Annotated in this window: 25 protein-coding genes and 1 pseudogene; 10 read left to right on the top strand and 16 right to left on the bottom strand. The window is 60.3% G+C overall.

All coding sequences use genetic code 11. From position 1 onward, the window contains the following. The first annotated feature begins 58 nt into the window (after nt 1-58). Nucleotides 59-499: an ester cyclase gene (locus tag D781_RS11160; RefSeq protein ID WP_015672432.1), complete on the top strand. Its 441-nt coding sequence runs from the start codon at nt 59-61 to the stop codon at nt 497-499. A gap of 78 nt (nt 500-577) precedes the next feature. Continuing rightward, entirely contained in the window at nt 578-1,315 is a 738-nt protein-coding gene (locus tag D781_RS11155; protein WP_015672431.1) for an SDR family oxidoreductase, read from the top strand. 31 nt (nt 1,316-1,346) lie between these two features. Here the strand turns inward: D781_RS11155 and D781_RS11150 are convergent, their stop codons facing one another. Then, nucleotides 1,347-1,961, bottom strand: a complete 615-nt coding sequence (locus tag D781_RS11150; protein ID WP_015672430.1) for a hypothetical protein — start codon at nt 1,959-1,961, stop codon at nt 1,347-1,349. Between the two features lie 148 nt (nt 1,962-2,109). Further along, on the bottom strand, nt 2,110-2,319 hold the full coding sequence (locus tag D781_RS11145; protein ID WP_015672429.1) for a hypothetical protein: 210 nt from the start codon (nt 2,317-2,319) through the stop codon (nt 2,110-2,112). 430 nt (nt 2,320-2,749) lie between these two features. Between D781_RS11145 and D781_RS11140 the strand changes: the two genes are divergently transcribed. Further along, nucleotides 2,750-3,181: a MerR family transcriptional regulator gene (locus D781_RS11140; RefSeq protein WP_015672428.1), complete on the top strand. Its 432-nt coding sequence runs from the start codon at nt 2,750-2,752 to the stop codon at nt 3,179-3,181. Nucleotides 3,182-3,258: 77 nt separating this feature from the next. Beyond that, on the top strand, nt 3,259-4,488 hold the full coding sequence (locus tag D781_RS11135; RefSeq protein WP_015672427.1) for an NADH:flavin oxidoreductase/NADH oxidase family protein: 1,230 nt from the start codon (nt 3,259-3,261) through the stop codon (nt 4,486-4,488). 64 nt (nt 4,489-4,552) lie between these two features. On the opposite strand, the gene D781_RS11130 is transcribed toward D781_RS11135, so the two are convergent. Next, nucleotides 4,553-5,353 (bottom strand): MetQ/NlpA family lipoprotein, encoded by an 801-nt coding sequence (locus D781_RS11130; RefSeq protein ID WP_015672426.1) that lies wholly within the window; start codon nt 5,351-5,353, stop codon nt 4,553-4,555. A gap of 135 nt (nt 5,354-5,488) precedes the next feature. Next, complete coding sequence (locus tag D781_RS11125; protein WP_015672425.1) at nt 5,489-6,382, bottom strand: alpha/beta hydrolase; 894 nt, start codon at nt 6,380-6,382, stop codon at nt 5,489-5,491. 85 nt (nt 6,383-6,467) lie between these two features. Here D781_RS11125 and D781_RS11120 point away from each other — a divergent pair, with 85 nt between their 5' ends. After that, nucleotides 6,468-6,833, top strand: a complete 366-nt coding sequence (locus D781_RS11120) for a MerR family transcriptional regulator (protein ID WP_015672424.1) — start codon at nt 6,468-6,470, stop codon at nt 6,831-6,833. Here D781_RS11120 and D781_RS11115 read toward each other — a convergent pair. The 3 genes from D781_RS11115 to D781_RS11105 all read right to left on the bottom strand — a co-directional run bounded on the left by D781_RS11115 (nt 6,830) and on the right by D781_RS11105 (nt 9,594). After that, nucleotides 6,830-7,447 (bottom strand): GrpB family protein, encoded by a 618-nt coding sequence (locus D781_RS11115; RefSeq protein WP_015672423.1) that lies wholly within the window; start codon nt 7,445-7,447, stop codon nt 6,830-6,832. The two genes, D781_RS11120 and D781_RS11115, sit on opposite strands and share 4 nt — an antisense overlap. Before the next feature lie 79 nt (nt 7,448-7,526). Then, entirely contained in the window at nt 7,527-8,537 is a 1,011-nt protein-coding gene (gene gap, locus D781_RS11110) for a type I glyceraldehyde-3-phosphate dehydrogenase (RefSeq protein ID WP_015672422.1), read from the bottom strand. A gap of 79 nt (nt 8,538-8,616) precedes the next feature. Next, nucleotides 8,617-9,594 carry a helix-turn-helix domain-containing protein gene (locus D781_RS11105; protein ID WP_015672421.1) on the bottom strand — a complete coding sequence of 326 codons (978 nt, stop codon included), beginning with the start codon at nt 9,592-9,594 and terminating at the stop codon, nt 8,617-8,619. A gap of 399 nt (nt 9,595-9,993) precedes the next feature. On the opposite strand from D781_RS11105, the gene D781_RS11100 reads away from it, so the two are divergent. Then, nucleotides 9,994-10,827 (top strand): alpha/beta hydrolase, encoded by an 834-nt coding sequence (locus D781_RS11100; protein WP_015672420.1) that lies wholly within the window; start codon nt 9,994-9,996, stop codon nt 10,825-10,827. A 282-nt stretch (nt 10,828-11,109) separates the two neighbouring features. Here D781_RS11100 and D781_RS11095 read toward each other — a convergent pair whose 3' ends face one another. The 6 genes and pseudogenes from D781_RS11095 to tcuB all read right to left on the bottom strand — a co-directional run. Beyond that, on the bottom strand, nt 11,110-12,423 hold the full coding sequence (locus D781_RS11095; protein ID WP_015672419.1) for an ATP-binding protein: 1,314 nt from the start codon (nt 12,421-12,423) through the stop codon (nt 11,110-11,112). Further along, on the bottom strand, nt 12,420-13,160 hold the full coding sequence (locus tag D781_RS11090) for a response regulator (RefSeq protein WP_015672418.1): 741 nt from the start codon (nt 13,158-13,160) through the stop codon (nt 12,420-12,422). Before D781_RS11090 ends, D781_RS11095 begins: the two co-directional genes overlap by 4 nt. A gap of 81 nt (nt 13,161-13,241) precedes the next feature. Continuing rightward, nucleotides 13,242-14,198, bottom strand: a complete 957-nt coding sequence (locus tag D781_RS11085) for an alpha/beta hydrolase (protein ID WP_051032630.1) — start codon at nt 14,196-14,198, stop codon at nt 13,242-13,244. A 66-nt stretch (nt 14,199-14,264) separates the two neighbouring features. Further along, nucleotides 14,265-15,584, bottom strand: a complete 1,320-nt coding sequence (locus D781_RS11080) for an epoxide hydrolase (RefSeq protein ID WP_015672416.1) — start codon at nt 15,582-15,584, stop codon at nt 14,265-14,267. Between the two features lie 9 nt (nt 15,585-15,593). Then, entirely contained in the window at nt 15,594-16,067 is a 474-nt protein-coding gene (locus tag D781_RS11075) for a DUF6130 family protein (protein WP_015672415.1), read from the bottom strand. A 179-nt stretch (nt 16,068-16,246) separates the two neighbouring features. Beyond that, a pseudogene (gene tcuB / locus D781_RS24000) lies at nt 16,247-16,399 on the bottom strand (tricarballylate utilization protein TcuB); the annotation flags it as partial. A gap of 417 nt (nt 16,400-16,816) precedes the next feature. Here tcuB and D781_RS11070 point away from each other — a divergent pair. Beyond that, on the top strand, nt 16,817-17,989 hold the full coding sequence (locus D781_RS11070) for a Gfo/Idh/MocA family oxidoreductase (protein WP_015672414.1): 1,173 nt from the start codon (nt 16,817-16,819) through the stop codon (nt 17,987-17,989). Between the two features lie 146 nt (nt 17,990-18,135). Here D781_RS11070 and D781_RS11065 read toward each other — a convergent pair whose 3' ends face one another. Beyond that, nucleotides 18,136-18,969 (bottom strand): oxidoreductase, encoded by an 834-nt coding sequence (locus D781_RS11065; RefSeq protein WP_015672413.1) that lies wholly within the window; start codon nt 18,967-18,969, stop codon nt 18,136-18,138. Between the two features lie 159 nt (nt 18,970-19,128). Between D781_RS11065 and D781_RS11060 the strand changes: the two genes are divergently transcribed. Further along, on the top strand, nt 19,129-20,070 hold the full coding sequence (locus tag D781_RS11060; protein WP_015672412.1) for an AraC family transcriptional regulator: 942 nt from the start codon (nt 19,129-19,131) through the stop codon (nt 20,068-20,070). A 10-nt stretch (nt 20,071-20,080) separates the two neighbouring features. On the opposite strand, the gene D781_RS11055 is transcribed toward D781_RS11060, so the two are convergent. Next, nucleotides 20,081-20,425 (bottom strand): GlpM family protein, encoded by a 345-nt coding sequence (locus D781_RS11055; protein ID WP_015672411.1) that lies wholly within the window; start codon nt 20,423-20,425, stop codon nt 20,081-20,083. Between the two features lie 166 nt (nt 20,426-20,591). Here D781_RS11055 and D781_RS22730 point away from each other — a divergent pair, with 166 nt between their 5' ends. Both D781_RS22730 and D781_RS11050 read left to right on the top strand, forming a co-directional pair. Continuing rightward, on the top strand, nt 20,592-21,023 hold the full coding sequence (locus tag D781_RS22730; RefSeq protein ID WP_080062378.1) for a putative T6SS immunity periplasmic lipoprotein: 432 nt from the start codon (nt 20,592-20,594) through the stop codon (nt 21,021-21,023). Nucleotides 21,024-21,106: 83 nt separating this feature from the next. Further along, a complete protein-coding gene (locus D781_RS11050; protein WP_015672410.1) occupies nt 21,107-22,000 on the top strand; it encodes a PhzF family phenazine biosynthesis protein in 894 nt (297 codons plus the stop codon). A gap of 71 nt (nt 22,001-22,071) precedes the next feature. On the opposite strand, the gene D781_RS11045 is transcribed toward D781_RS11050, so the two are convergent. Next, nucleotides 22,072-22,530 carry a GNAT family N-acetyltransferase gene (locus D781_RS11045; protein ID WP_015672409.1) on the bottom strand — a complete coding sequence of 153 codons (459 nt, stop codon included), beginning with the start codon at nt 22,528-22,530 and terminating at the stop codon, nt 22,072-22,074. Nucleotides 22,531-22,781: the final 251 nt, after the last annotated feature.

Genomic DNA, 22,781 nt, shown 5'->3' with positions numbered 1-22,781 from the left:
GGCGGTGAATACTACGCAAGGCGGTGAGCTGCACCGCTGATTGCAAAGGCTTTCAACCATGACTCATACCGACGATCTGACCCAACGTTTACAGACGGAGCGCGCCGCCGTCGAGACGCTGTACCGCGCTTTCAATGATAAAAACCCGGAGCTGCTGAACCAGGCGGTCACCGACGACTGGCAGGATATACCGCTGGCGCCGGGACAAGGGCCGGGGCCGGAAGGATTCAAACCGCTGCTGATCGGCTTTATCGCCGCGTTTCCCGATATTCATATCACCATTCACGAGATGCTGCAGGAGCCGGGCAAGGCCGCCGTGCGCGCCGAAATTACCGGCACGCATCTGGGCGAACTGGTGGGCATCGCGCCGACCGGCCGCCGCATCAGCGTCCGGCTGCACGAGTTCCACACCCTGAACGGCGAACGCGTCACCGCCACCTGGCATATGGAAGACTGGCTGGCGCTGTACCAGCAACTGGGTCAGTTCCCGCCGCTATAATCAATACGCTTGCCGGCGGCGCGGGTGCGTCGCCGATGTCCAATCAGCCCGGCGAAGGCGCCGGACAGGAGAATACGTATGTCAGTGGAGAGCAAAAGCGCCATGGTGACCGGCGCCAGTAAGGGCATAGGGCGCGATATCGCGTTGGCGCTGGCCCGTGACGGCTTTGATATCGCGCTGGGCTTCGGCCGGGACCGCGCGGCGGCGCAGGCGGTGGCGGAGGAGATCGCCGCGCTGGGACGGAAAACCGTCCTGGTGGCGGGAGACGTCGCTTCATCGGAGGGAGTGACAAACCTGTTCAGCGCCGCGCAGAGTACGTTTGGCCGGCTTGATACGGTGGTGATCAATGCCGGCATCATGCGTATGGCGCCGATCGTTAGCGCCAGCCTGGCGGATTTTGACGCGATGATGAGCGTCAACGCCCGCAGCGCGTTTCTGATGATGGCGGCGGCCGGCGAACAGCTGCGGAGCGGGGGCAGCATTATTGCGCTGTCGAGCAGCGTGATTGCCAAATCGATGCCTGGCTATGGCCCCTATATCGCCTCCAAACTGGCCGTCGAGGGGCTGGTGAAGGTGATGGCGAATGAGCTGCGTGGCCGGGATATTACCGTGAATGCGGTGGCGCCGGGGCCGACCGCCACCGAACTGTTTCTGCACGGTAAAAGTCAGCAGCAAATTGACGCGCTGGCGCAGGCCGCGCCGCTGGAAAGGCTGGGGCTGCCGCAGGACATCAGCGCCGTGGTGGCGTTTCTGGCCGGCGGACAGGGGCGCTGGATTAACGCGCAGACGATCAGGGTCAACGGCGGTTTTGCCTGACAGCCTGCGCGCCACGATCCCGACGAGGCGGTTAATCGTAGATCTGCTTCACCGCGCTGCGGGGAATATCGCCGTCCAGATAGAAGGCTTCGGACTCCGCTTCGCCGCGCAGATTTTCCAGCGCTTTTCTGACGGTGTTCGGCGAGACTTTTTGCGCCGCCATCAGGCGGTCCGCATCGTCCAGCAGGATCTGCGCGGTGGTTTTAAAGCGGCCGGTGAAGGCGGTGGCGTCGATTTGCACCACGGTGCGGCCGGCGGCGAAACGGTTGGCGGTTTGCAGTGAGCCGCTTAACGACAGCACGCCGCCGCCGCTGCCGCCGGTACGCGCGGTGTGTTTGATAATATCCGCCAGATAGTCGTCGCCGCGCTTTTTATCCGTTTCGTCGGAACGTTCCAGACCGTAGGCGTCGATCTCATCGCGGTCGGCAACGTGCGCACGATACAGCGTATTGGGCAGCGGGTTGTCGCGAGCGAAGTCCCGCAGGTCGTGAATGGAGCGGAAACCGGTCGGATCGACGCTTCTGTCGTTTTGGTCGGCGCCGCGCTGTAGCAGGTCTGCCACGGTGATGGGGCGCGAGGTTGCTTGCTGCGGCGGCTGATTGACGCGGTTGTTACTGAAGACGTTTTTGATCTGTGGCATTTTCACATTGATGACTCCTGACTGAATAAACTGCCATTGAGTGGCGACAATGCGCGATCGGTTTCAATTTTTTTGTAAAGCCCGGGGATCGACGTATGATAATTCCTACTGCCATCCCGCTGATGATGAAATACTTGTTGGCGTTATTTAGTTATTATTTCCGCCGGGAGTAAAGGCTATTACCCAGGAAGGCGCCAATCAGGGTACAGATAAAAATCCCTATGATAAGCACTACAAGGTTTGCATTCATTTGGTCATCACCATGAATAGGCCCCACGATCCAGTACGCAAGATACGGGAATATCAACAACATGGTGCCAATACCGACAGCGGCGCCAACTAAAATAGCAAGAAAACGTCTCATATAACTCTCCAGAACCAAATTTCTCTTGATTTGAAGTAGTTACTAATGGTGCCTTCCCACGACACCCCCCACTGTGAACGTTATTGGCATATTAAATCCTTTTAAAATACGTCATTCACTATGTAATGGTGCTAAATCATCTTCCTGTGTCCTTGGGCAAACGACATATACACCATATGAATCACAATATAGCTATGTATCCTGAATCTCCCGGTGAGCCGACCAAGGCTCACTCTGTCTCGTGAGACAGACCCAGCTTACTTAATTTTTATGATATGAAAAAGGCTTACAGTTGATGAAATTGCCCCGTTCATTCCTTGGACAAGCACCGTTTAGCTAAAAAGGGGCTGTCGCTGCACGGCTGATGCTATCATGGCCGGCGGTGCCCGTTGGCGCCGCCGATATTTTTGAGTTGAGGCGTAGAGAGAAGATGAAAATCAGCGAGCTGGCGAAGCGTTCCGGGTTGAGCGCCTCACGTATTCGTTTCTATGAGCGGGTGGGATTATTGAAGGCGGTTAAGCGGCAGGCCAACGGCTACCGCAGCTATACGCCGGACGCTGTGCAGGAACTGCGGGTGATCGTGGCCGCGCAGAACGCCGGTTTCAGCCTGGATGAGCTGCGCGCGCTGATGCCGGTGACAGCCGGCCAGTGGGATCACCAGCGGCTGATCGACACCTTGGCCAGCAAGCTGCGGGATATTGAACGGCTTGAGGCGCAGTTGGCACAGAGTAAGGCGCAGTTGCAGACGGTGATGGCGGATATTCTGGCCAAGCCGGCAGAGCTGGACTGTGCCGACAATGCCAAACGGGTGCTGGCGAATATTGAATCCCAGAGCGTAGCGGACGCTAAACCGCAGCATTAATCGCTATATCGCGCTCTTGACCTTAAACTTAACGTTAAGGTTAGGCTTTGGGCTTATTATCTCCCGAGGTAAAGCCGATGAATGTATTTGACGAATTAGTACTGCCGAATGGTTCGCGTATCCCCAACCGTATTGCTAAAGCCGCGATGGAAGAGAATATGGCGGATGCGGATCATGCGCCTTCTGACTCGCTGCTGCAGCTGTATCGAACCTGGGCCGACGGCGGCGCGGGGCTGCTGATTAGCGGCAACGTGATGGTCGACAGCCGGGCGATGACCGGGCCTGGCGGGGTGGTGCTGGAGGACGATCGTCATCTGGCGCGCTTTACCCGCTGGGCGCAGACCGGCCAGGCAAACGGCGCGCAGTTCTGGCTGCAGATCAACCATCCCGGCCGGCAGATGCCGGCGGAGCTGGGGCAAACCGCCTGGGCGCCGTCCGCCGTGCCGCTGGATTTGGGCAACATGTCCAAACACTTCGCCATGCCGCAGGCGATGAGCCAACCGATGATCGACGAAACGATCGCCCGTTTTGCCACCAGCGCGCGGCTGGCGGAGCGGGCCGGATTTTCCGGCGTGGAGATCCATGCCGCCCACGGCTATCTGATTAGCCAGTTCCTGTCTCCCCTCAGCAATCAACGCACCGACCAATGGGGCGGTTCGCTGGAAAACCGCGCCCGCCTGCTGCTGGCGATCGTCCGCGCCGTGCGCGCGGCGGTGTCGCCGCAGTTTGCCGTGGCGGTAAAACTGAATTCGGCCGACTTCCAACGCGGCGGCTTCAGCGCGGATGATGCGCTGCAGGTGGTCGGTATGCTGAATGATTTAGCGGTGGATCTGGTGGAGCTGTCCGGCGGCAGCTACGAAGCGCCGGCAATGCAGGGCGCGGCGCGCGACGGGCGCACCCTGGCCCGCGAGGCCTATTTCCTTGAGTTTGCCGCGACGATTCAGCAGGTGGCCAAAATGCCGCTGATGGTGACCGGCGGCATCCGCCGCCTGCCGGTGGCGCAGCAGGTTATCGACAGCGGGGTGGCGCTGGCGGGCATCGGCACAGCGCTGGCGTTGGATCCGGCGCTGCCGCGCGCCTGGCGGCGGGGACAGCACAGCGAGCCGCGCCTGTCGCCGATCGGCTGGAAAAATAAAACGCTGGCGTCACTGGCGAATATGGCGCTGGTCAAGTTCCAGCTGCGCCGTCTCGGCCGAGATAAAAAGCCGGCGCCGCAGGTTTCACCGCTGCGCGCGCTGCTGGAGCAACAGGTGATCAACGCACTGAGCGTCCGCCGTTACCGACGCTGGATCCGCGCCAGAGAGTGATTGGCGGGGGTGAAGGATAGAGACGGCAGCCTGACGCCGCCGTCTTTTCGTCGTGGAGAGGGACTTACCAGCCTTTAATCGCGTCGCCTTTGTACACTTCCATCGCTTTGTCGGCGACCTGCTGGGACTGGAAGGCGTCTTTCAGTTCCTGAATCTTCTTGCTGTCCTTATTATCTTCACGCGCGACGATCGCGTTGACGTACGGCGAGTCTTTCTCTTCCATAAACAGGCCGTCGCGCACCGCGGAAAGCCCGGCCTGGGCGGAGAAGTTGGTGTTGATAATGGAGATCGCCACGTTCGGATCGTCCAGCGTACGCGCCAGCTGCGGCGTATCTACTTCAACAATCTTCAGGTTTTTCGGGTTGGCGGTAATATCCATGGTGTTTGGCAGATAGCCGACGCCGTCCTTCAGCGTAATCAGCCCTTGCGCCTGCAGCAGCAGCAGGCTGCGGCCCAACGTGGTGACCTCGTTGGAGATGGTGATGGTGGCGCCGTCTTTCAGCTCGCTGATATTTTTTATCTTGTGCGAGTAGGCGGCGATCGGGAACACGAAGGTTTTGCCGACAACGGCAAACTTATAGCCGCGCTCCTTCGACTGATCCTCCAGGTAAGGCAGCGTCTGGAAGGCGTTGGCGTCGACGTCCTTATTGTTTAACGCTTCGTTAGGCAGCACGTAATCGTTAAAGGAGATGACGTCGACGTTCAGGTCATATTTCTCTTTTGCGACCTGCTGGACGACTTTCCAGATGGCCTCATCCGGGCCGGTATTGATCGCCACTTTAACGTTATGTTCGTTATCCGGTGAACAGGCGGATAACAGCACGGCAGAGGTGGCGATTAACGCCGAAAACAGCAGTTTTTTCATCAACAATACTCTCCGGTATCAATTAGTTAACCGATACTATGATATTCATTATCCGCTGTATAGTTGTTTGCTGAAATCATTCTCCTTCCGCTATCCGACAGGCGGCGCGCCCGGGAGCAGCGCGCCGCCGTCCGTTTATTGCGCGCTATGCCGGGCGGCAAACGCCGCCAGCTGCCGGTTAAAACGCGGCGCCTCCTCGATAAACGGCGCGTGGCCGGAGTCGTCATAGATCTGGCTCTCAATGTGCGGGTTGACGCTCCGCGCCCTGGCCAGCGCGGCCTGCGGGTTGACCAGCGCATCGTGCCGGCCATAAATAAACAGCAGCGGCACTCGGGCGTTTTTCAGCCCCTGTTCCAGCTGGATCGTCATCGTCGGTACCGCGCGCTGCATCGGCCAGGCGGCCAGCGCCGCGTTGGCCAGTAGCCGTTCGAAGGTTTCCCGATCCGGCTGCTGATAAAAACACAGGCGCAGGAAAGCGCGCTCGCCGTCCAGATGGGTGGCCAGGCGCTCATCGGTCATTGCGCTGTACACCGGCGGATGGGCGGGGATCTGTGCGGGCGTTAATTCCACCACGCCGTCGACGTAGACGGCGCCGCTGAGGTTTGTGTCGCCGTAGGCCGCCAGATAGTTGGTGATCACCGCGCCACCTAGCGACCAGCCGACCAGCAGCGGCCGCCGGGCCTGCGTCGCATCGATCACGGCGGCCAGATCGTCCGCCCAGCGTTTGCCGTCGCGGTACGCCGCTTCCTGCTGCGGCTTGTCGGAGAGGCCGTGGCCGCGCAGGTCAAAGGTGATCAACCGGTAGCGCTGCAGCTGCGGATCCTGCTGCTGCTTTATCCAGTTCAGGTGGCTGCCCAGCAGGCCATGGATAAAGATAATCGGCGGACCGGCGGGATTGCCGGACTCCTGCACCGCAATGCGCACGCCGTCGGGCGCGCGGACGCTGTAGTTTTTTTCGGCGGCGGGCAGAGCGGCGGAAACCAGCGCCAGCATCAGCGCCAGAAGAAGGTGACGAAGGGATAACGGCATAAAAAGCTCCTGTCTCAATAACGATTCCCGGCTATGCTAAACCCTGACATTAATGTCAGAGTCAAGCGGCTATTCAGGGGGAGCGATGCAGTTATCAATCGGCGAGCTGGCGCAAAAAACCGGTGTCAGCGTACGGGCGATCCGCCATTACGACGCGCAGGGGCTGGTGGCCTCGGCGCGCGGCGAGAACGGCTACCGCTATTTTTCCGAACGGGCGATCGTTCAGGTGCGCCAGATACGGCGGCTGATTACCATCGGCTTCAGCATTGCGGAGATCCGCGCGTTTCCGGACTGCATGCTGCTGGTGGAGGGCGCCGCTTTCTGCCCGGAAACGCAGGCGCTGCAGTATCAACGCCTGGCGGATATTGAACGGCAGATTGAGGAGCTGGAACAGCGGCGGGCGCAGCTGATGGCGACGCTGGCCGGCGCGCCGGCGAGGAAGAGCGCTTAATCCGCGCTGTTACGCAACGCGGCGAAAATTTTCGCGTAAATCTGCCGCACGGTCTCCTGCTTGTTGCGGTTGTAATCGGCCATGGTATTCACGCCTTGCCGCGCGCGCCGTTTACTGGCGACGTACCGCTGCCGGTCTTCGGGGTGGGCGATCAGCCAGTCGCGAAACAGCCGGTGGCGCAGGTGCTCGGGACTGCCGATGGCAAACACGTGCAGATTGATCTGCGGCGCATCCAGACGCAGCATCCGGTGCTGATACCATGACGGTTCGCGTATGGTATGGACGTAGCCCAGGGCGGTCAGCGGCGGTATATAGCCCGCCTCATCCGCCGGGTCGGCCACCAGCAGATCGATATCAATAATCGGTTTGGCCGCCAGCGCCGGCACCGCGGTGGATCCCACATGCTCAATATGCAGCGCGTACGGCCCCAGTGCGCGCTCCAGCCGCGCTTTTTCCTGCGCGAAACGCTGCGGCCAGCGCGGGTCATAATCGACGACGTCGATCTCTTCCTGCCGCGGTTTGCCGGCGACCCACGGGTTTTCATCAGGGTCGCCGTCGGCGAAAGTCATCACGGCTTCACGTTCGGCGGCGGTGAGGGGAAATGAGGCAGACATAACGACTCCGTGGCTGAAGGCAAAAAAACACCGCCGTCGGCGGTGTCGTCAGTATAGCCCGGAACCCGGCGCAAAGGGACTACAGGCCCCGTTTTTCCATCAGCAGCGCCAGATCGATCAGCCGGTTGGAGAAGCCCCATTCGTTATCATACCAGGCGAGGATCTTCACCATCTTGCCGCCAATCACCAGCGTCGACAGCCCATCAATAATGGAAGAGCGCGGATCGCCGCGGTAGTCGCTTGACACCAGCGGCTGGTCGCTGTAGCCCAGAATGCCCTGCAGCGGCCCCGATGCGGCGGCGGCGCAGAACGCGGCATTAATCTCTTCGGCCGTTGCCTCGCGCTGCAGGTTGACCGTTAAATCGACGATGGACACCACCGGGACGGGAACGCGCAGCGAATAACCGGTCATCCGGCCGTCCAGCTCGGGGATCACTTTGCCTATCGCCTTGGCGGCGCCGCTGGAATACGGCACGATGGAGACGGCGGCGGCCCGCGCGCCGCGCAGATCTTTTTCCGGCTGGTCGTGCAGCGCCTGGCTGTTGGTATAGGCGTGGGTGGTGTTCATCAGGCCATGCTCAATGCCGAATGTCTGATGTAGCACCTGAGCGGCGGGCGCCAGGCCGTTGGTGGTGCAGCTGCCGTTGCTGACCACCTGATGCCGTGCCGGATCGTACTGCGCGTCATTGACGCCCATCACGATGGTGATGTCGTCATCTTTAGCCGGGGCGGAGATAATCACGCGCTTGGCGCCGCCGTGGGTGATATGCGCCATTGCTTTGGCTTTCTCGGTGAACAGGCCGGTGGCTTCGATGACCACGTCTACGCCGGCGCTGCGCCAGGGGATCGCCGCCGGATCCCGCTGTGAAAACACGCGGATCGTCCGGCCGTCCACCACCAGCCCGCCGTCAGCGGCCTCGACCTGCGCCGCAAGCGTGCCGGCGAGTGAATCATATTTCAGCAGATGGGCCAGGGTGCGGCTGTCGGTGAGGTCGTTAACCGCCACCACCTGAAAATCCGTCCGTCCGAGCGCCGCGCGCAGCACGTTGCGCCCGATCCTGCCGAAGCCGTTGATGCCTACGTTGACCATGATGAACTCCTTCGTTATCGATGTCTGTCATCAATGTAGTGCGGCGATGTTTTGGCGTAAATGACAATAAACAATCAATTTAGGACAGATGGCGCGCGCAGAAACGCTGCCGGTACTCCGTCGGCGTCAGGTGCAGATTCCTCTCGAACACCCGGCGCAGATTGAGGCCGTTGCCGAAGCCGGTATCCGCGGCGATTTGCTCAATGCCCTGCGTCGTTTGCTCCAGCCGCTGTCTGGCGGCGTTCAGCCGCACCTCTTCAACATATTTGGCCGGCGTCACGCCGGTAGCGCGGGTAAACACCCGGGTGAAGTTGCGCGGGCTCATCGCAACGCGCTCCGCGAGCTGGGTGACGGAGAGCGGCTGGGTGAGGTTCTCCGCCAGCCAGCCCTGCAGTTGACAAATCGGGCCGTCGCCGGCCTGATGCAGCAGATAGCGGCTGAACTGCGCCTGTCCGCCGGGACGCCGCAGGAACATGACCAGATCCTGCGCCACATCCCGCGCCAGGCTAAAACCGTGATCTTCTTCAATCAGCGCCAGGGTCAGGTCGAAGCCGGAGCTGACGCCGGCCGACGTCCAGACCGCGCCGTCCTGCACGTAGATCGGCCCGCGGTCGACCGTCACCCGCGGAAACTCCGCCTGCAGGCGATCCAGCAACCGCCAGTGGGTGGTGGCATGGCGGCCGTCCAGCAGACCGGCCTGCGCCAGCAGCAGCGCGCCGCCGCAGATGGAAGCGATCCGACGGGCGTGGGGTGCGGCCTGCTGCAGCCAGTGCACCACGCTCAGGTTCTCGGCGTCGGACTGGCCCTTGTTGGCCACCATCACGGTGTCGTAGGGGCGTGCAGGATCGAGATCGCACAGTCGCTGGTCGGCCAGCAGATTCAGCCCCGAGACGCCGTGCACCACCCGGTGCGTCTGGGTGGTGGCAACCGTCACCCGATAAGAGGCGCCGGGCGCATCCGGCGGCAGCAGGCGGTTGGCCTGGGTAAGAATATCGGCGACGCCCGCCGCCTCAAACAGCATGCCCCCGTCGGGGACGATAATCAGAAAATCATGCATGGCGGACAATGTCTGTAGAAGATGAATAAGGACACTATAACGCTTGTTTAACGGAGGAGGCTAGCGCTAGTGCTGGTGATTTAATGTGAAGCGCTGCTGAAGTTATTGACATTAAAGCCTGGTTTAAGGTTATCACTACAAGCCGGTGGTTGGCTGGCGTAGGCAGCCCATAGGCAACGTGCGCCAGCCCTGAGGCGGTTAACGCACATGTTGATCCCGTGCGGTGTCTCTGTCGGTCAAACCATTTTGATTGAAAATAGCTAATTATTTAATCATAGCGATAGGGAATGACATCGTGATGAATGCCCGTCTCGCCGCTATGCTTTTACTGAGCCATCGCCGGCATTGCCGCGCAGTTGGCGAAACTGGTTCACACCATAAACCTGAGGGAGAAATGCAATGGGATTTGTCACAACGAAAGACGGCGTCGAGATTTTCTACAAAGACTGGGGCCCGAAGGACGCACAGGTTATCTTTTTCCACCACGGCTGGCCGTTGAGTGCGGATGACTGGGATGCGCAAATGCTGTTTTTCCTGGCGCACGGCTACCGCGTCGTCGCCCATGACCGCCGTGGTCACGGGCGCTCCAGCCAGGTCTGGGACGGGCATGATATGGATCACTACGCCGATGACGTGGCGGCGGTGGTCAGCCATCTCGGCATTCAGAAAGCGGTGCACATCGGCCACTCGACCGGCGGCGGTGAGGTAGCGCACTACATTGCCCGCCACGGCGACAGCCGCGTCGCCAAGGCGGTGCTGATCAGCGCGGTGCCGCCGCTGATGGTGAAAACCGACGCTAATCCCGGCGGGCTGCCGAAGTCGGTATTTGACGATATGCAGGTGCAGCTGGCGGCCAACCGCGCGCAATTTTATCATGATATCCCGGCGGGGCCGTTCTACGGCTATAACCGTCCCGGCGCTAAGCCGTCCGAAGGCATTATCAACAACTGGTGGCGTCAGGGGATGATGGGCAGCGCCAAGGCGCATTATGACGGCATTGTTGCTTTTTCTCAGACCGACTTCAGCGACGACCTGCGCAGCATCACCGTGCCGGTGCTGGTGATGCACGGCGATGACGACCAGATTGTGCCGTATGACATTTCTGGCCCGCTGTCGGCCAAGCTGTTGCCGAACGGCACGTTGAAAACCTACCACGGTTTCCCACACGGCATGCCGACCACCGAGGCAGAAACCATCAACGCCGATCTGCTGGCATTTATCCAGCAGGGTTAATCCGCTTGCATAAGCCGGGGATCTCCCCGGCTTCAGACTGCTGACAGAGTCTGTTATTAGGGAGAGCGTGGCGATGGGGTCGTAGCGGCGTAAGCCGCCGGAGCGCCCCTCGTTACGCTAGGCCCGGGTATCTCTGACTCTCAGACAACGTTGTCATCAACCTCAAGCCGGGGATCACCCCGGCTTTTTTATCCCCGCATGAACACTACCTCCTATGGGGTGGTCAACCACAAACGAAAGAGAGGGCGGCAGGCATAATTATTTCTCTGCCCGCCGCGATAATTATGGCGAGGTTATTTCACGCAGCGTCACGCAGGCGTCGAGACCGCCCTGCGGTAGGTTGCTTAACGTCAGCGTGCCGGCCATCTGGCTTGCCAGCTGCGCGGCGATCGCCAGCCCCAGCCCGGTGCCGCCGGTGTGGCGGTTGCGCGACGCCTCCAGCCGGTAAAAGGGCGCCAGCACCGCCTGCAGCTCATCGTCGGGGATGCCGGGGCCGTCGTCGCACACGTGCAGCGTCACCTGGCCCCGCTGCGGCGCGGCCAGCGTGACCGTCGCCCGGCTGCCGAACTTCAGCGCATTATCAATCAGGTTGGTCATGATGCGCCGTAACGCCTGCGGCCGCACGGCGAAACGGTCGTCGCCGCTGCACGGCAGGAAGACGACGGCTTTGCCGATGTCCTGATAGTCGCAGGCCAGGCTGTCGAGCAAGGCGTTCAGGCTGACGCGCTGCCGCGGCTCTTCCAGCGTTTCCGCCGAGCGGGCAAAGGCGATACCCTCGCGCACCAGCCGGCTCATGGCATCCAGATCGCCCAGCAGCTTGTCACGCAGCGCCGGCTGTTCCGCCATCTCCACCCGCAGCTTCATCCGGGTAATCGGTGTCTGCAGATCGTGTGAGATGGCGGCGAGGATCTGCGCGCGCTCCTTCAGGTGATCCTGAATGCGCCCCTGCATGGCGTTAAACGCCCGCGCCGCCTGGCGCACCTCTGCCGGGCCGTCCTCAGGCATGGCCTGCGCGGCGTCGGCGGTCGGTTTCAGCGCATCGACGGCCTGGGTAAAGCGGGTAAACGGCCGCACCACCTGACGCACCGCCAGCCAGGCGCAGCACAGCAGCAGCAACAGCTGCCCGCCCAGCACCAGCGGCAGCCAGCGCGCAATTGCCGGCATGCGCGGCCAGAGATCGAGCGTCAGCGGGGCGCCGTCGTGCAGCGTCAGGTGCACCTGAATATGCTCGCGCGGCCCCGGAATGGCGCTGATGCTGATGGCGTAACGGCCGCCCAGCGCCTCCTGCAGTGAGCGCACAGCACCGCGCGTGCGCCAACCGGTGGGATAGGGGCCGCTGTCGCCTTTCGTCAGTTGGTAGCGGTAATTGCCGCGCGCCAGCCTGGGCAGCCACTGCGGCCGTTCCGCCGCCGGCAGGCGGTCAAGAATGGCGACGCTGGTTGCCACGTCGTACTCCAGGTTGCCCAGCATCACGCTTTTGGCGCTGCTCATCCGTTCGATCATCAGGCTGACCAGGGTCATGCCGTTGGCCAGCAGCAGGCCGCACGCCACGATCAGCAGTAAACGCGCCAGCAGCGTTCGCGGCCACAGCCTCACGGCTTGGCCTCCTTAATCACCACCGGCGCGGCGAGCACGTAGCCTTCGCTGCGCACCGTTTTGATATAGGCGGGTTCGCGCGCGTCCTCCCGCAGCCGCTGACGCAGGCGGCTGATCAGCAGATCGATAGAGCGTTCGAACAGTTCGGCATCGCGCCCCTGCGTCAGATTAAGCAGCTGGTCGCGCGACAATACCCGCTGCGGGTGATCAAGCAACACCCGCAACAGCCGGTACTCGGCGCCGCTGAGCGCGACGATGGTGTCGTCGCTGTCCAGCAGGTGGCGGTTGACGGTGTCCAGACGCCAGTCGCCAAAGGCGATCACGCGCCCGGCCTCGGTAACCTGCAGGTTGGGCGGCAGCGCGCGGGTGCGGCGCAGGATCGCCTTGATACGCGCCAGCAGTTCGCGGGCGACAAAGGGTTTTACCAGATAGTCGTCGGCCCCCATCTCCAGCCCGAGAATGCGGTCGGTGTCTTCATTGCGCGCCGTCAGCATCAGTATCGGCAGGTTGCGTTGCGCGTCGCTGCGCAACTGGCGGCACAGCGTCAGGCCGTCGTCGCCTGGCATCATGATATCCAGCACCACCAGATCGACATGGCTGGCGGCCAGCACCGCGCGCATTTCGCGGCCGTTTGCCGCACCGACGGCGCGATAGCCGGACTTTATCAGGTAATCCGTGACCAGTTCGCGGATATCGCGGTCATCATCCACCACGAGGATGTTATCAATATGCTCCAAATGAAACCCCTGTTTCTGGTTGGTCGGCGAGCGGCGCAACGCCGGAAAGGCCGCAGCAGGGCGCCGCGGCCTGTACACACCTTACAGCGCGGCGGCGTCCACCACCGCCTGGACAAAGTCGTCCGGCGCTTCTGCCGGCGGGTTATGGCCGATATTGCCGCTAAACGTGCGATGCTGATATTTACCGCTGAATTTCGCCCGGTATGTTGCCGGCGCGGGATGCGGCGCACCGTTGTTATCCCCTTCGATGGTGATGGTCGGCACGCTAATCACCGGCAGCGCGGCCAGCTTGCGCTCATAAGTATCATAGCGGGATTCGCCTTTTTCCAATCCCAGCCGCCAGCGATAATTACTGATGGTGATCGCCACGTGGTCGGGGTTATCCAGTGCCGCGGCCGCTTGCCGGAAAGACGCCTCGCTGAACGACCAGCCCGGCGAGGCCTGTTGCCAGATCAGCCTGGCGAAATCATGGGTGTTTTTGGCGTAGCCGGCACGGCCGCGCTCGGTGGCGAAATAGAACTGATACCACCATTGCTGTTCCGCCTGCGGCGGCAGCGGCTGTTTGCCGAGCGCCTGGCTGCCGATCAGATAGCCGCTGACCGACACCAGCGACGTCACGCGCTCCGGCCACAGCGCCGCGACAATATCGGCCGTGCGGGCGCCCCAGTCGAAGCCGGCAAACACCGCCCGTTTAATGCCCAGCGTATCCATCAGCGCCACCACGTCTGCGGCCATCGCCGACGGTTGGCCGTTGCGCGGCGTGGCGGCCGAGAGGAAGCGGGTGCTGCCGTAACCGCGCAGATAGGGCACGATCACGCGGTAGCCTTTCGCCGCCAGCTGCGGCGCCACCCGGGCGTAGCTGTGAATATCATACGGCCAGCCGTGCAGCAGGATCACCGCTTCGCCGTCGCGCGGGCCGATATCCACATAGCCGACGTTCAGCACCCCGGCGTTCACCTGTTTAACCTGGTCAAACGCCGCTGCGTAATCGGCGGTGGTCTGCGCTGCGGCGAGCGCACTGCCTGCGGCGGTCAGCATCAGCGTCGCCAGCAGAGATTGTTGCATCAGTTTTTTCATCGTGGGTTCCTCAGGGATTAGGGGCGTTCAACGCAGTGGACGGAAGGCGCGGCGTAGCTCGGCGGTGAAAATAGCGGGCTGTTCCCAGGCGGCGAAATGCCCGCCGCGCGGCGCGGCCTGGTAATAGCTCAGCGTCGGAAACGCCTGCTCGGCCCAACGTTGCGGCGTCTGGTAGATTTCCCCCGGGAAGACGGAAATGGCGACCGGCACCTTGACCGCCGTGGTCTGCTGGGCGGACGCGCTGAAGTTGTTGTTATTGTTTTCCCAATAAAAACGCGCGGCGGACGCGGAGGTTTGGGTCAGCCAGTAGAGGGAGAGATCGTCAAGAATTTCGTCGCGCGTCAGTACGCGTTCCGGCTCGCCGTCGCTGTCTGTCCATTGGGCGATTTTATCGTACGACCACGCCGCCAGCGCGGTCGGGGAATCATGCAGCGCGTAGCCGATCGTCTGCGGTCGCGTCACCATCATCGCGCCGTAGGCGGCGTTGCGGGTAAAGAAATGGCTAAGCCGATCGAATGCCCGCTGTTCGTCCGGCTGCAGCGCCACGGGCGTAGGCTGGCCCAGATTAATCGCGCTGACCAGCGCATCCGGCACGGTAGCCGGCATGGTCAGGTGAATACCCAGCAGCCCGGCGGGCGCCTGGCGTCCCATCACGTTGGAAATCACCGAACCGTGATCGCCGCCCTGAGCGACATAGTGCGTATACCCCAGGCGCTTCATCAGCGTATCCCACATGCGTGCAATGCGCGCTGGCTGCCAGCCGGTATCGTGCGGGCGTTGTGAAAAGCCGTAGCCGGGAATGGAGGGGATCACCACGTCGAAGGCGTCATCAGCCCGGCCGCTATGGGCGACAGGATCGGTCAGCGGGCCGATAACTTTCAGAAACTCCAGCACGGAGCCGGGCCAGCCGTGGGTCATGATCAGCGGCATGGCGTTGCGCTGGCGCGAACGCACGTGGATAAAGTGGATCGCCAGGCCGTCAAGGCGGGTCACATACTGCGGCAGGCCGTTGAGCCGGCTTTCCACCTTACGCCAGCTGTAACCGCTCGCCCAATATTCCACTAACGGACGGATTTTATGTAACTGCAGGCCCTGTGAGTCATCGCTCACCGTTTCCTTATCGGGCCAGCGGGTTCTCGCCAGCCGGAATTTGAGATCGGCCAGCTCGCTGTCGGCAATGGCGATGGTAAACGGATGGATCTGGTCGTCGGTCGGCGGCACAACGGGCTGGCGGACCGGCGTCGCCCAGGCGTGATCCAGCAAACCGATGGCGGCGGCGCCCGCCGCGGAGGCCAGCAGTAAACGCCGGCGAGATGCATCGGGTAACTCGTTATCTGAACGGTTCATATTTCACCTTTAATGGGAGGCATGCGATACCGGCGCATGCGGCGGTACGGTGAATTCCACGGTCTTGCTGTCAATCGGCCGGTGCGTCGGGTCGGCGAGGGCGATGGTAACCTTATGCTTACCCGCAGGCAGCCCGACCAGGATCACCGGTTCGCCGCTGGCGTCCGCCCAGTGCCACGGGTTGTCGTCGACGGTTACGTGAATATGGCCGATGCGCGGCGCCACCTTGCGCGCCTCGGGGCCGTATACCGGCTCAATCCGCAGGTTTTCCGCGCGGTACTGAATAAACACCGCGCCTTTACGCAGCGGGCCGGCCAGCGGCGCATCGACAATCAGTTTTGCCGGCGGCTGCGGCCGTTCCAGCGGGGCGACGGCGGCCGGGCCGAGAATATCGGCGGCGCGGTGTGCGCCCGGTTCTGCCGACCAGGCGCAGGTTGCCGAGGTAAAAATCAGTAACGGGGACAGGATAAGTTTACGTAGCATGGTGGTTGCTCCTTGTTAGCGCGCCATCCGGAGAGGAATGACAACGCTGTTAGGAGACCACGCGCATGTATAGGGCGTGTTAGCGGAACGCCGCGTTATTGCATCGCCGTGTACCCGGCTGGCCGGCAGATACATTGCGATACAATAGGCGGCGCGTTAGTGCTTGGCGTGGCGGCGATTCAGCCGTCGGCCGCGTGGCTGCCGCGTCGTTTCTCTATCGCCCATTTGAGCAAGGCGGCACAGCGGTAGAAGCCGTGGGCGAATTTGCCATAGGGGATCGTCAGGAACAGCGCCATCACCACGCCGAGATGGAGGGCCAGCAGGACGCCCATCCAGGCGCCGTCTCCTGACGGCGCCTCAGGGCCGATACCTATGGCAGGATCGCGTTGGAACATCTAACCTATTTTGTTACCCCCCTTATATTGGAATAAGTATTTCATTTTATCATAGCAGCGATTACGCCAAATGTGATGCTGCCGTTTAGCAAACCAGCCGTAACGTCTGCTGCCATGAGAGAGTCCTCATGTGCTCCACCAAAATAAATATGACCGCCATCAAAGAATGTAATTTTCATTATTGTTAACAATGAAATTAACGTTCAGTATCGGGCGAATTTACTCGACAGAGTGAACGGCATAACGGCCGCAGGTAAAAACACGCTACGCGCTTTGTGATGGTCTTCTGCTGCGTGGCGTTGCCGAAAGTTTGCGTTACTTACAGTTCGTCGGTTTTAAACAGGAGACAACCGTATGATTAATGGCGTTAAACCTCTGGACAGATCGCTGCGCTGGGGCATGGTGGGCGGCGGCGGCACCAGCCAGATTGGCTATATTCACCGCAGCGCCGCGCTGCGCGACAACACCTTTACGCTGCTGGCCGGCGCGTTCGATATTGACGCATCGCGCGGGCGTGCGTTTGGCGCAAGCCTGGGCGTGGCGGCGGAGCGCTGCTATGCGGATTATCAGGCGATGTTCGCGGCGGAGGCGGCACGGGAGGACGGTATTGAGGCGGTGTCCATCGCCACGCCCAACAACACGCACTACGCCATCTGCCGCGCGGCGCTGGAGGCTGGCCTGCACGTGGTGTGTGAGAAGCCGCTGTGTTTCAGCAGCCAGGAGGCGGAAGAGCTGGCCGCGCTGAGCCGCCGGCAGAATAAAATTATCGGCGTCACTTACGGCTACGCCGGCCATCAGCTGATTTTGCAGGCGCGGCAGATGATCGCCGCAGGGCAGCTCGGCGAAATCCGCATCGTCAATATGCAGTTTTGCCACGGTTTTCACGCCCAGCCGGTCGAGCAGGACAACCCCAGCACCCGCTGGCGCGTTGACCCGCGCTTTGTCGGCCCCAGCTACGTGTTGGGCGATCTGGCGACCCACACCTTATTCCTGGCGGAGACCATGGCGCCGGCGCTGAAGATTAAACGCCTGATGTGCGCCCGCCAGAGCTTTGTCAAAAGCCGCGCGCCGCTGGAGGATAACGCCCACGTGCTGATGGAGTTTGATAATGGCGCCGTCGGTACGCTGTGGTGCTCGGCGGTCAACAGCGGGTCGATGCACGGGCAGAAAATCCGCATCGTCGGCGAAAAGGCCAGCCTGGAGTGGTGGGATGAGCAGCCCAACCAGCTGCGCTTTGAAGTGCAGGGCGAGCCGGTGCGCATTCTCGAGCGCGGCATGGGCTATCTGGATGCGCAGGCGCTGCAGGACGATCGCATTGGCGGCGGCCATACGGAAGGGCTGTTTGAAGCCTGGTCGAATCTGTACCGTCGCTTTGCCATCGCCATGGACGCCAGCGACCGCCGCGATGAAGCGCTGTTGAAAGACTTCTGGTATCCCGACGTGCACGCCGGAGTGCTGGGAGTGCGCTGGGTGGAACACTGTGTCCGCTCGGCGGATAACGGCGCCGGCTGGGTGGAATTCAGTTAGCAGGCCGGCGCAAACGGTGACAGGGAGGTTACCGTTTCTAATTAATCACGATGGCCTGAAAGAAACATTGGGTTATCACCGTGTAAACGCGCTGCCGGCACAGGGTACGGCAGCGGCTGCGGGGTTATTTTTTCTTTCTTGCTTCTTCAGCCATCGGTTGAACCGCTGACCGTTTCCCAGGCGCTGATCTCCGCCTGCATTCGCTGCAGCTTTTCTCTCACCAGCGTGACGGCATCGCTGCCCAGCAGCAGCGCTGTCGGTGGGGCCGGGCTGTCAATCAGCTGCAGAATGGCGTCGGCCGCCTTGCGCGGATCGCCGGGCTGATGGCCGCTGCGCGTCATCCGCGCTTCCCGGATCGGCCCGAAGCTGTCATCGTAATCACTGATGCTGCGTGCGGCACGCACCATGGAGCGGCCGGCCCAGTCGGTACGGAACGAGCCGGGCTGAACGGCCGTCACGGCAATATTAAACGGCTTCAGCTCCTGCGTTAACGTTTCCGAAATCCCCTGCAGGGCAAACTTGCTGCCGCAGTAGTAGCTGATGCCGGGCATGGTGATAAATCCGCCCATCGAGGTAATGTTAACAATATGGCCCGCGCGCCGCGCCCGGAAGTAGGGCAGAAACGCTTTCATCAACGCGACGGCACCAAAGACGTTGACGTTAAACTGCTGCACCATTTCATCGATGGACGACTCTTCCATTATGCCCTCATGGCCGTAGCCGGCGTTATTCACCAGTACATCGACGGCGCCGACCTCGTGCTCAACCGCGGCAACCAGCGGCGGGATGGCGCTAAAGTTCGTAACGTCCAGGGTACGGCCGAAGCTGCGGCCGGGCGACAGGGCTTCGAACGCCGCTTTGGCCTGTTGATTTCTTACCGTGCCGACCACACGGTGCCCGGCCAGAAGCGCCTGTTCCGCCAGCGCGCGGCCAAAACCGCTGCTGACGCCGGTGATAAAAAATAGCTTGGCTGGTTTCATGATATTTCCTCCGTTATGTGGAGCAGGCAGCATACGGCGGGCAGGCGACGACGCGTAGCCCGGATCCTCTCGGTGTTTTGCCTATTCCTATGAGCCGGCTGGACGCGACAGGGCTGCGGTGGCACACTGAAAATCTTCCCCACGGTTAGCGCAGGTGCTATGACACAGACATCCTCATCGGTTCGTCAGCAGATGGTGACGCTGCTGGATCGCCTGACGCCGCACGAAGGCTACAGCCTGACCGCGTTGCCCGACGTCCGTTTTTTACGATCCAACCGCCCGCTGTTGCGTACGCCGGTGCTGTATGAACCGGGAATTGTGATTGTGGTGCAGGGCAGCAAGCGCGGCTTTCTCGGTAATGATGTCTATTTGTATGACGCGCAGCACTATCTGATGGTTTCAGTGCCGGTACCGTTCACTATGGAAACGGACGCCAGCGCGGCGGAACCGATGCTGGCAATCTATATCCGGCTGGATTTCAATCTGGCCGCCGATCTGATGCTGGCGTTGGATGGCCGCGGAGTGAGCGACGTCGATGCCCCGCGCAGTATGGTATCGAGCCGGATGGATGAGCCGCTCAGCCACTCCGTGCTGCGTTTCCTGCAGATTATGGCCTCGCCGCTGGATGCCGAGGTGTTAGGGCCGTCGATGCTGCGGGAGCTTTATTACCGGGTGCTGACCGGCGAACAGGGGCCGGTGCTGAGAAGCGCGCTCACGCTGCAGGGCCAGTTCGGCAAGGTGGCGAAAGCCCTGCGTAAACTGCATGCCGAGTATCCTTCGCATCTGGATGTGGCCGCGCTGGCGCGCGAGGCGGGCATGAGCGTGCCGACCTTCCACAGCCACTTTAAAACCGTCACCAACACCTCGCCGATGCAATACCTGAAATCGACGCGGCTGCATCAGGCGCGGTTACTGATGCTGCGCAATAATCTTACCGTTTCGGCCGCCGGCGTCCGCGTGGGCTATGAGAGCGTCTCGCAATTCAGCCGTGAGTTTAAGCGCCTGTTCGGGCTGACGCCGCTGCAGGAGGTGGAACGGATGAAACGCACCTTCGCCATACCCGCGCCGGTAACGCCTTCAGCATTTGTCTCTTCGCACTGAGCGGGATGTCTTACCCCTGGCCGTGCCAGCGGTTCCAGGCCAGAATCAGCAGCCAGGCGGCCGCCAGCCAGCATATTACCGCAGCGGTCAGCGCCGTCGGCAGTTTGACATAGCCCAGCAGAATATAGAGTGAAACCAGATAGGCCATATAGGGGAACACCGCCCACATGCCAAACAGGATGGTGGTGCGTAAATCTTCCAGGGAACGTTCGGTGCCGACAATATAGTGGGCGATCAGCGCGAAGGTAGGAAACAGGGGAACCAGACCGGCAATGTAGTAGTTGCGTGATTTGGATAACACGCCGATCAGAATAACCACCAACGCACCGATTAACGCCTTGATTCCCAGCCCCATATCGCACCTTTGTAAGCTTTAAGCTACTGATTTGGTTATGTTGGCACGTCTGCTGGTTTTTTGCACGCGTAAAGTGGGGGGCGATTTTGGCAATGGGGATTTGCAGGGCGGGTAGATGCGGGGCATATTACAGTACCGGGCTCCGGTCCCCGAAAGTCATACAAGGATGATGATGCAAATTCATGTAGGTCGCGCAACGTTACTTTTTGCCTCTGTTTTTCTGCTGGCAGGTTGTCCAGGAACCGGTGACCGGTTAACGCCTGACGAGACAGCCATGGCGAGTAACAACGGGGAAGGTGTGTGTTTCCATGTTCCTGACAGCAAAGACTATCAGCCATCTCTTATCTCTATAAATCCCAGGAATACTCCGCCGCAGCGATTATCGGTGGTTGATGCCCCCGATTTAACGATAAACAACGGTATGTTGTGCATTCCCCCTGGCTTTTACTCTTTTCCGTCAGCAGGACAGTTTATCGTGCGCTATATACTCACCTCGCCGACGGATAGCGAATCACCAAGAAGCGTGGTGGCCGGTATTGAGTTATCGGACGGGCAGATTAAAAATATACCGCTCTCTGACGCAGAGATAACGCGTTGATGCTTACCTGCCGCCAAGCAGTATGGCGGCAGGTAAGCACCAAAATGCATTCAGTACTTATAACAGTCAACTTAGGGCAGACAATGAAAAGACGCTACGTCATTGCGGATGTTTTTACGGATCGGCCTTTTCTTGGCAATCCTGTTGCAGTTGTATTAGACGCAGTGGGAATGAGCACAGAGCAAATGCAACGGGTTGCCGTTGAATTTGGTTATAGTGAAACGACGTTTGTCCTTCCTCCTGAGGAGCCGTCTAATACGGCACAGGTTCGAATATTTACGCCATCACGTGAAATTCCGTTCGCCGGCCATCCCAATGTCGGTACCGCTTTTGTGCTGGCAAGCTATGCTGTCGCCAATGGTGAGGCACTTCCTGATACTTTATTGTTCGAAGAAGGTGCCGGTCTGGTGCCGGTCGAACTGATAAAAAGCGGCGGGATGGTTACCGGCGCTGAACTCGTGGCACCGGAGGCATTGTCATGTCGTTCTGAAGTCAGTCTGGAAAAGGTGGCCGCCTGTCTATCATTGACAACGGAAGATATTTGTACGGACGTGCATAGGCCGCTTATCGCCTCGGTTGGACTGCCATTTCTTGTGGTGGAACTGACCTCTCGAGATGCGCTTCGCCGCTGTGTGCCTAATCTCCAGGGATTTCAGGCCGTTCTGCCGCTCGATGGTGCGGTATCGATCTACGCCTATACGCCGGACGTCAACCACGAAGAGCAGTGTGACCTGCAGGCGCGCATGTTTACACCCCGTATGACTGAAGATCCAGCGACAGGCAGTGCGACTGCGGCGGTGACGGCCCTGTTGGCGCAGACCCTCGGTAAAACACGGCTGTCTCTGCGGGTCAGACAGGGGGTGGACATGGGGCGTGCAAGTTTACTTTGTGCAAGCTATGACGCCACGTCGGCAAAGCCGTGTATCCGGGTAGGAGGCAACAGCGTCATCACGATGGAAGGGACATTTAACGTGTGACGCTGGTGGGGCAGCCATTCAGGAAATCAGCTGGAATTGGCGCATTGGCAGATGCCAGTTATACATGCAGGTCAGGCATCTGCAGCCTGCTTGTAAATATCTTTTTTGGCTATCTGCCAGACAAAATCAGGGCGATTAACCGGCTCGTAACCAAATTTTTTATATAGCCAAGGGGCTGATGAGGTGACCAACATGATTCTACGCAGACGTTGCATTATCGGGTGTGACTGACAACACTCTATCAGCCAGCTGCCTAGTCCTTGATGCTGGTGCTCTTCAAGAATATACACATCGCAGAGATAACCAAAAGTGGCGAAATCGGTTGCAAGCCGCGCAAACCCGATTTGTTTGTTATCCAGATACAGGCCAAAGTTTAAACTATGCGCGATGGCCATGCGCACAGTTTCGACATCAATATTCTCTGCCCAATCAGAGCGGGAAAGATAGGCGTGAATAGCATCAATATCGAGACTGGATGGATCTGTACTGATATGGAAAGGCCCTTTATGCCAGGTAACTGCAGTCTGCACATTAAATCCTTGGTTCAGAGGCTCGGATGGAGACTCTAAAATAATGTAATTATCCGTAAAAACGTACTGAAATCTGCCAGTAATTTCTGCCTCAACGCGCTTCTGCTCCGGCTATTTATGCAATGGTTTATGCTACGCTAGCGAAGAGGGCGAAAGAGAGGTTGAATACCGGGAAGCGGAGTGGGGTGTGCATTGATCTCCCGCGGTTCACATTGTGAGATCAGATATCATCTGACAGATAGCAGCAAACT

It is taken from the genome of Serratia sp. FGI94 (genome assembly GCF_000330865.1).
Lineage (GTDB): Bacteria > Pseudomonadota > Gammaproteobacteria > Enterobacterales > Enterobacteriaceae > Serratia_B > Serratia_B rubidaea.
This window is presented reverse-complemented; position numbering and strand designations above follow the sequence as displayed.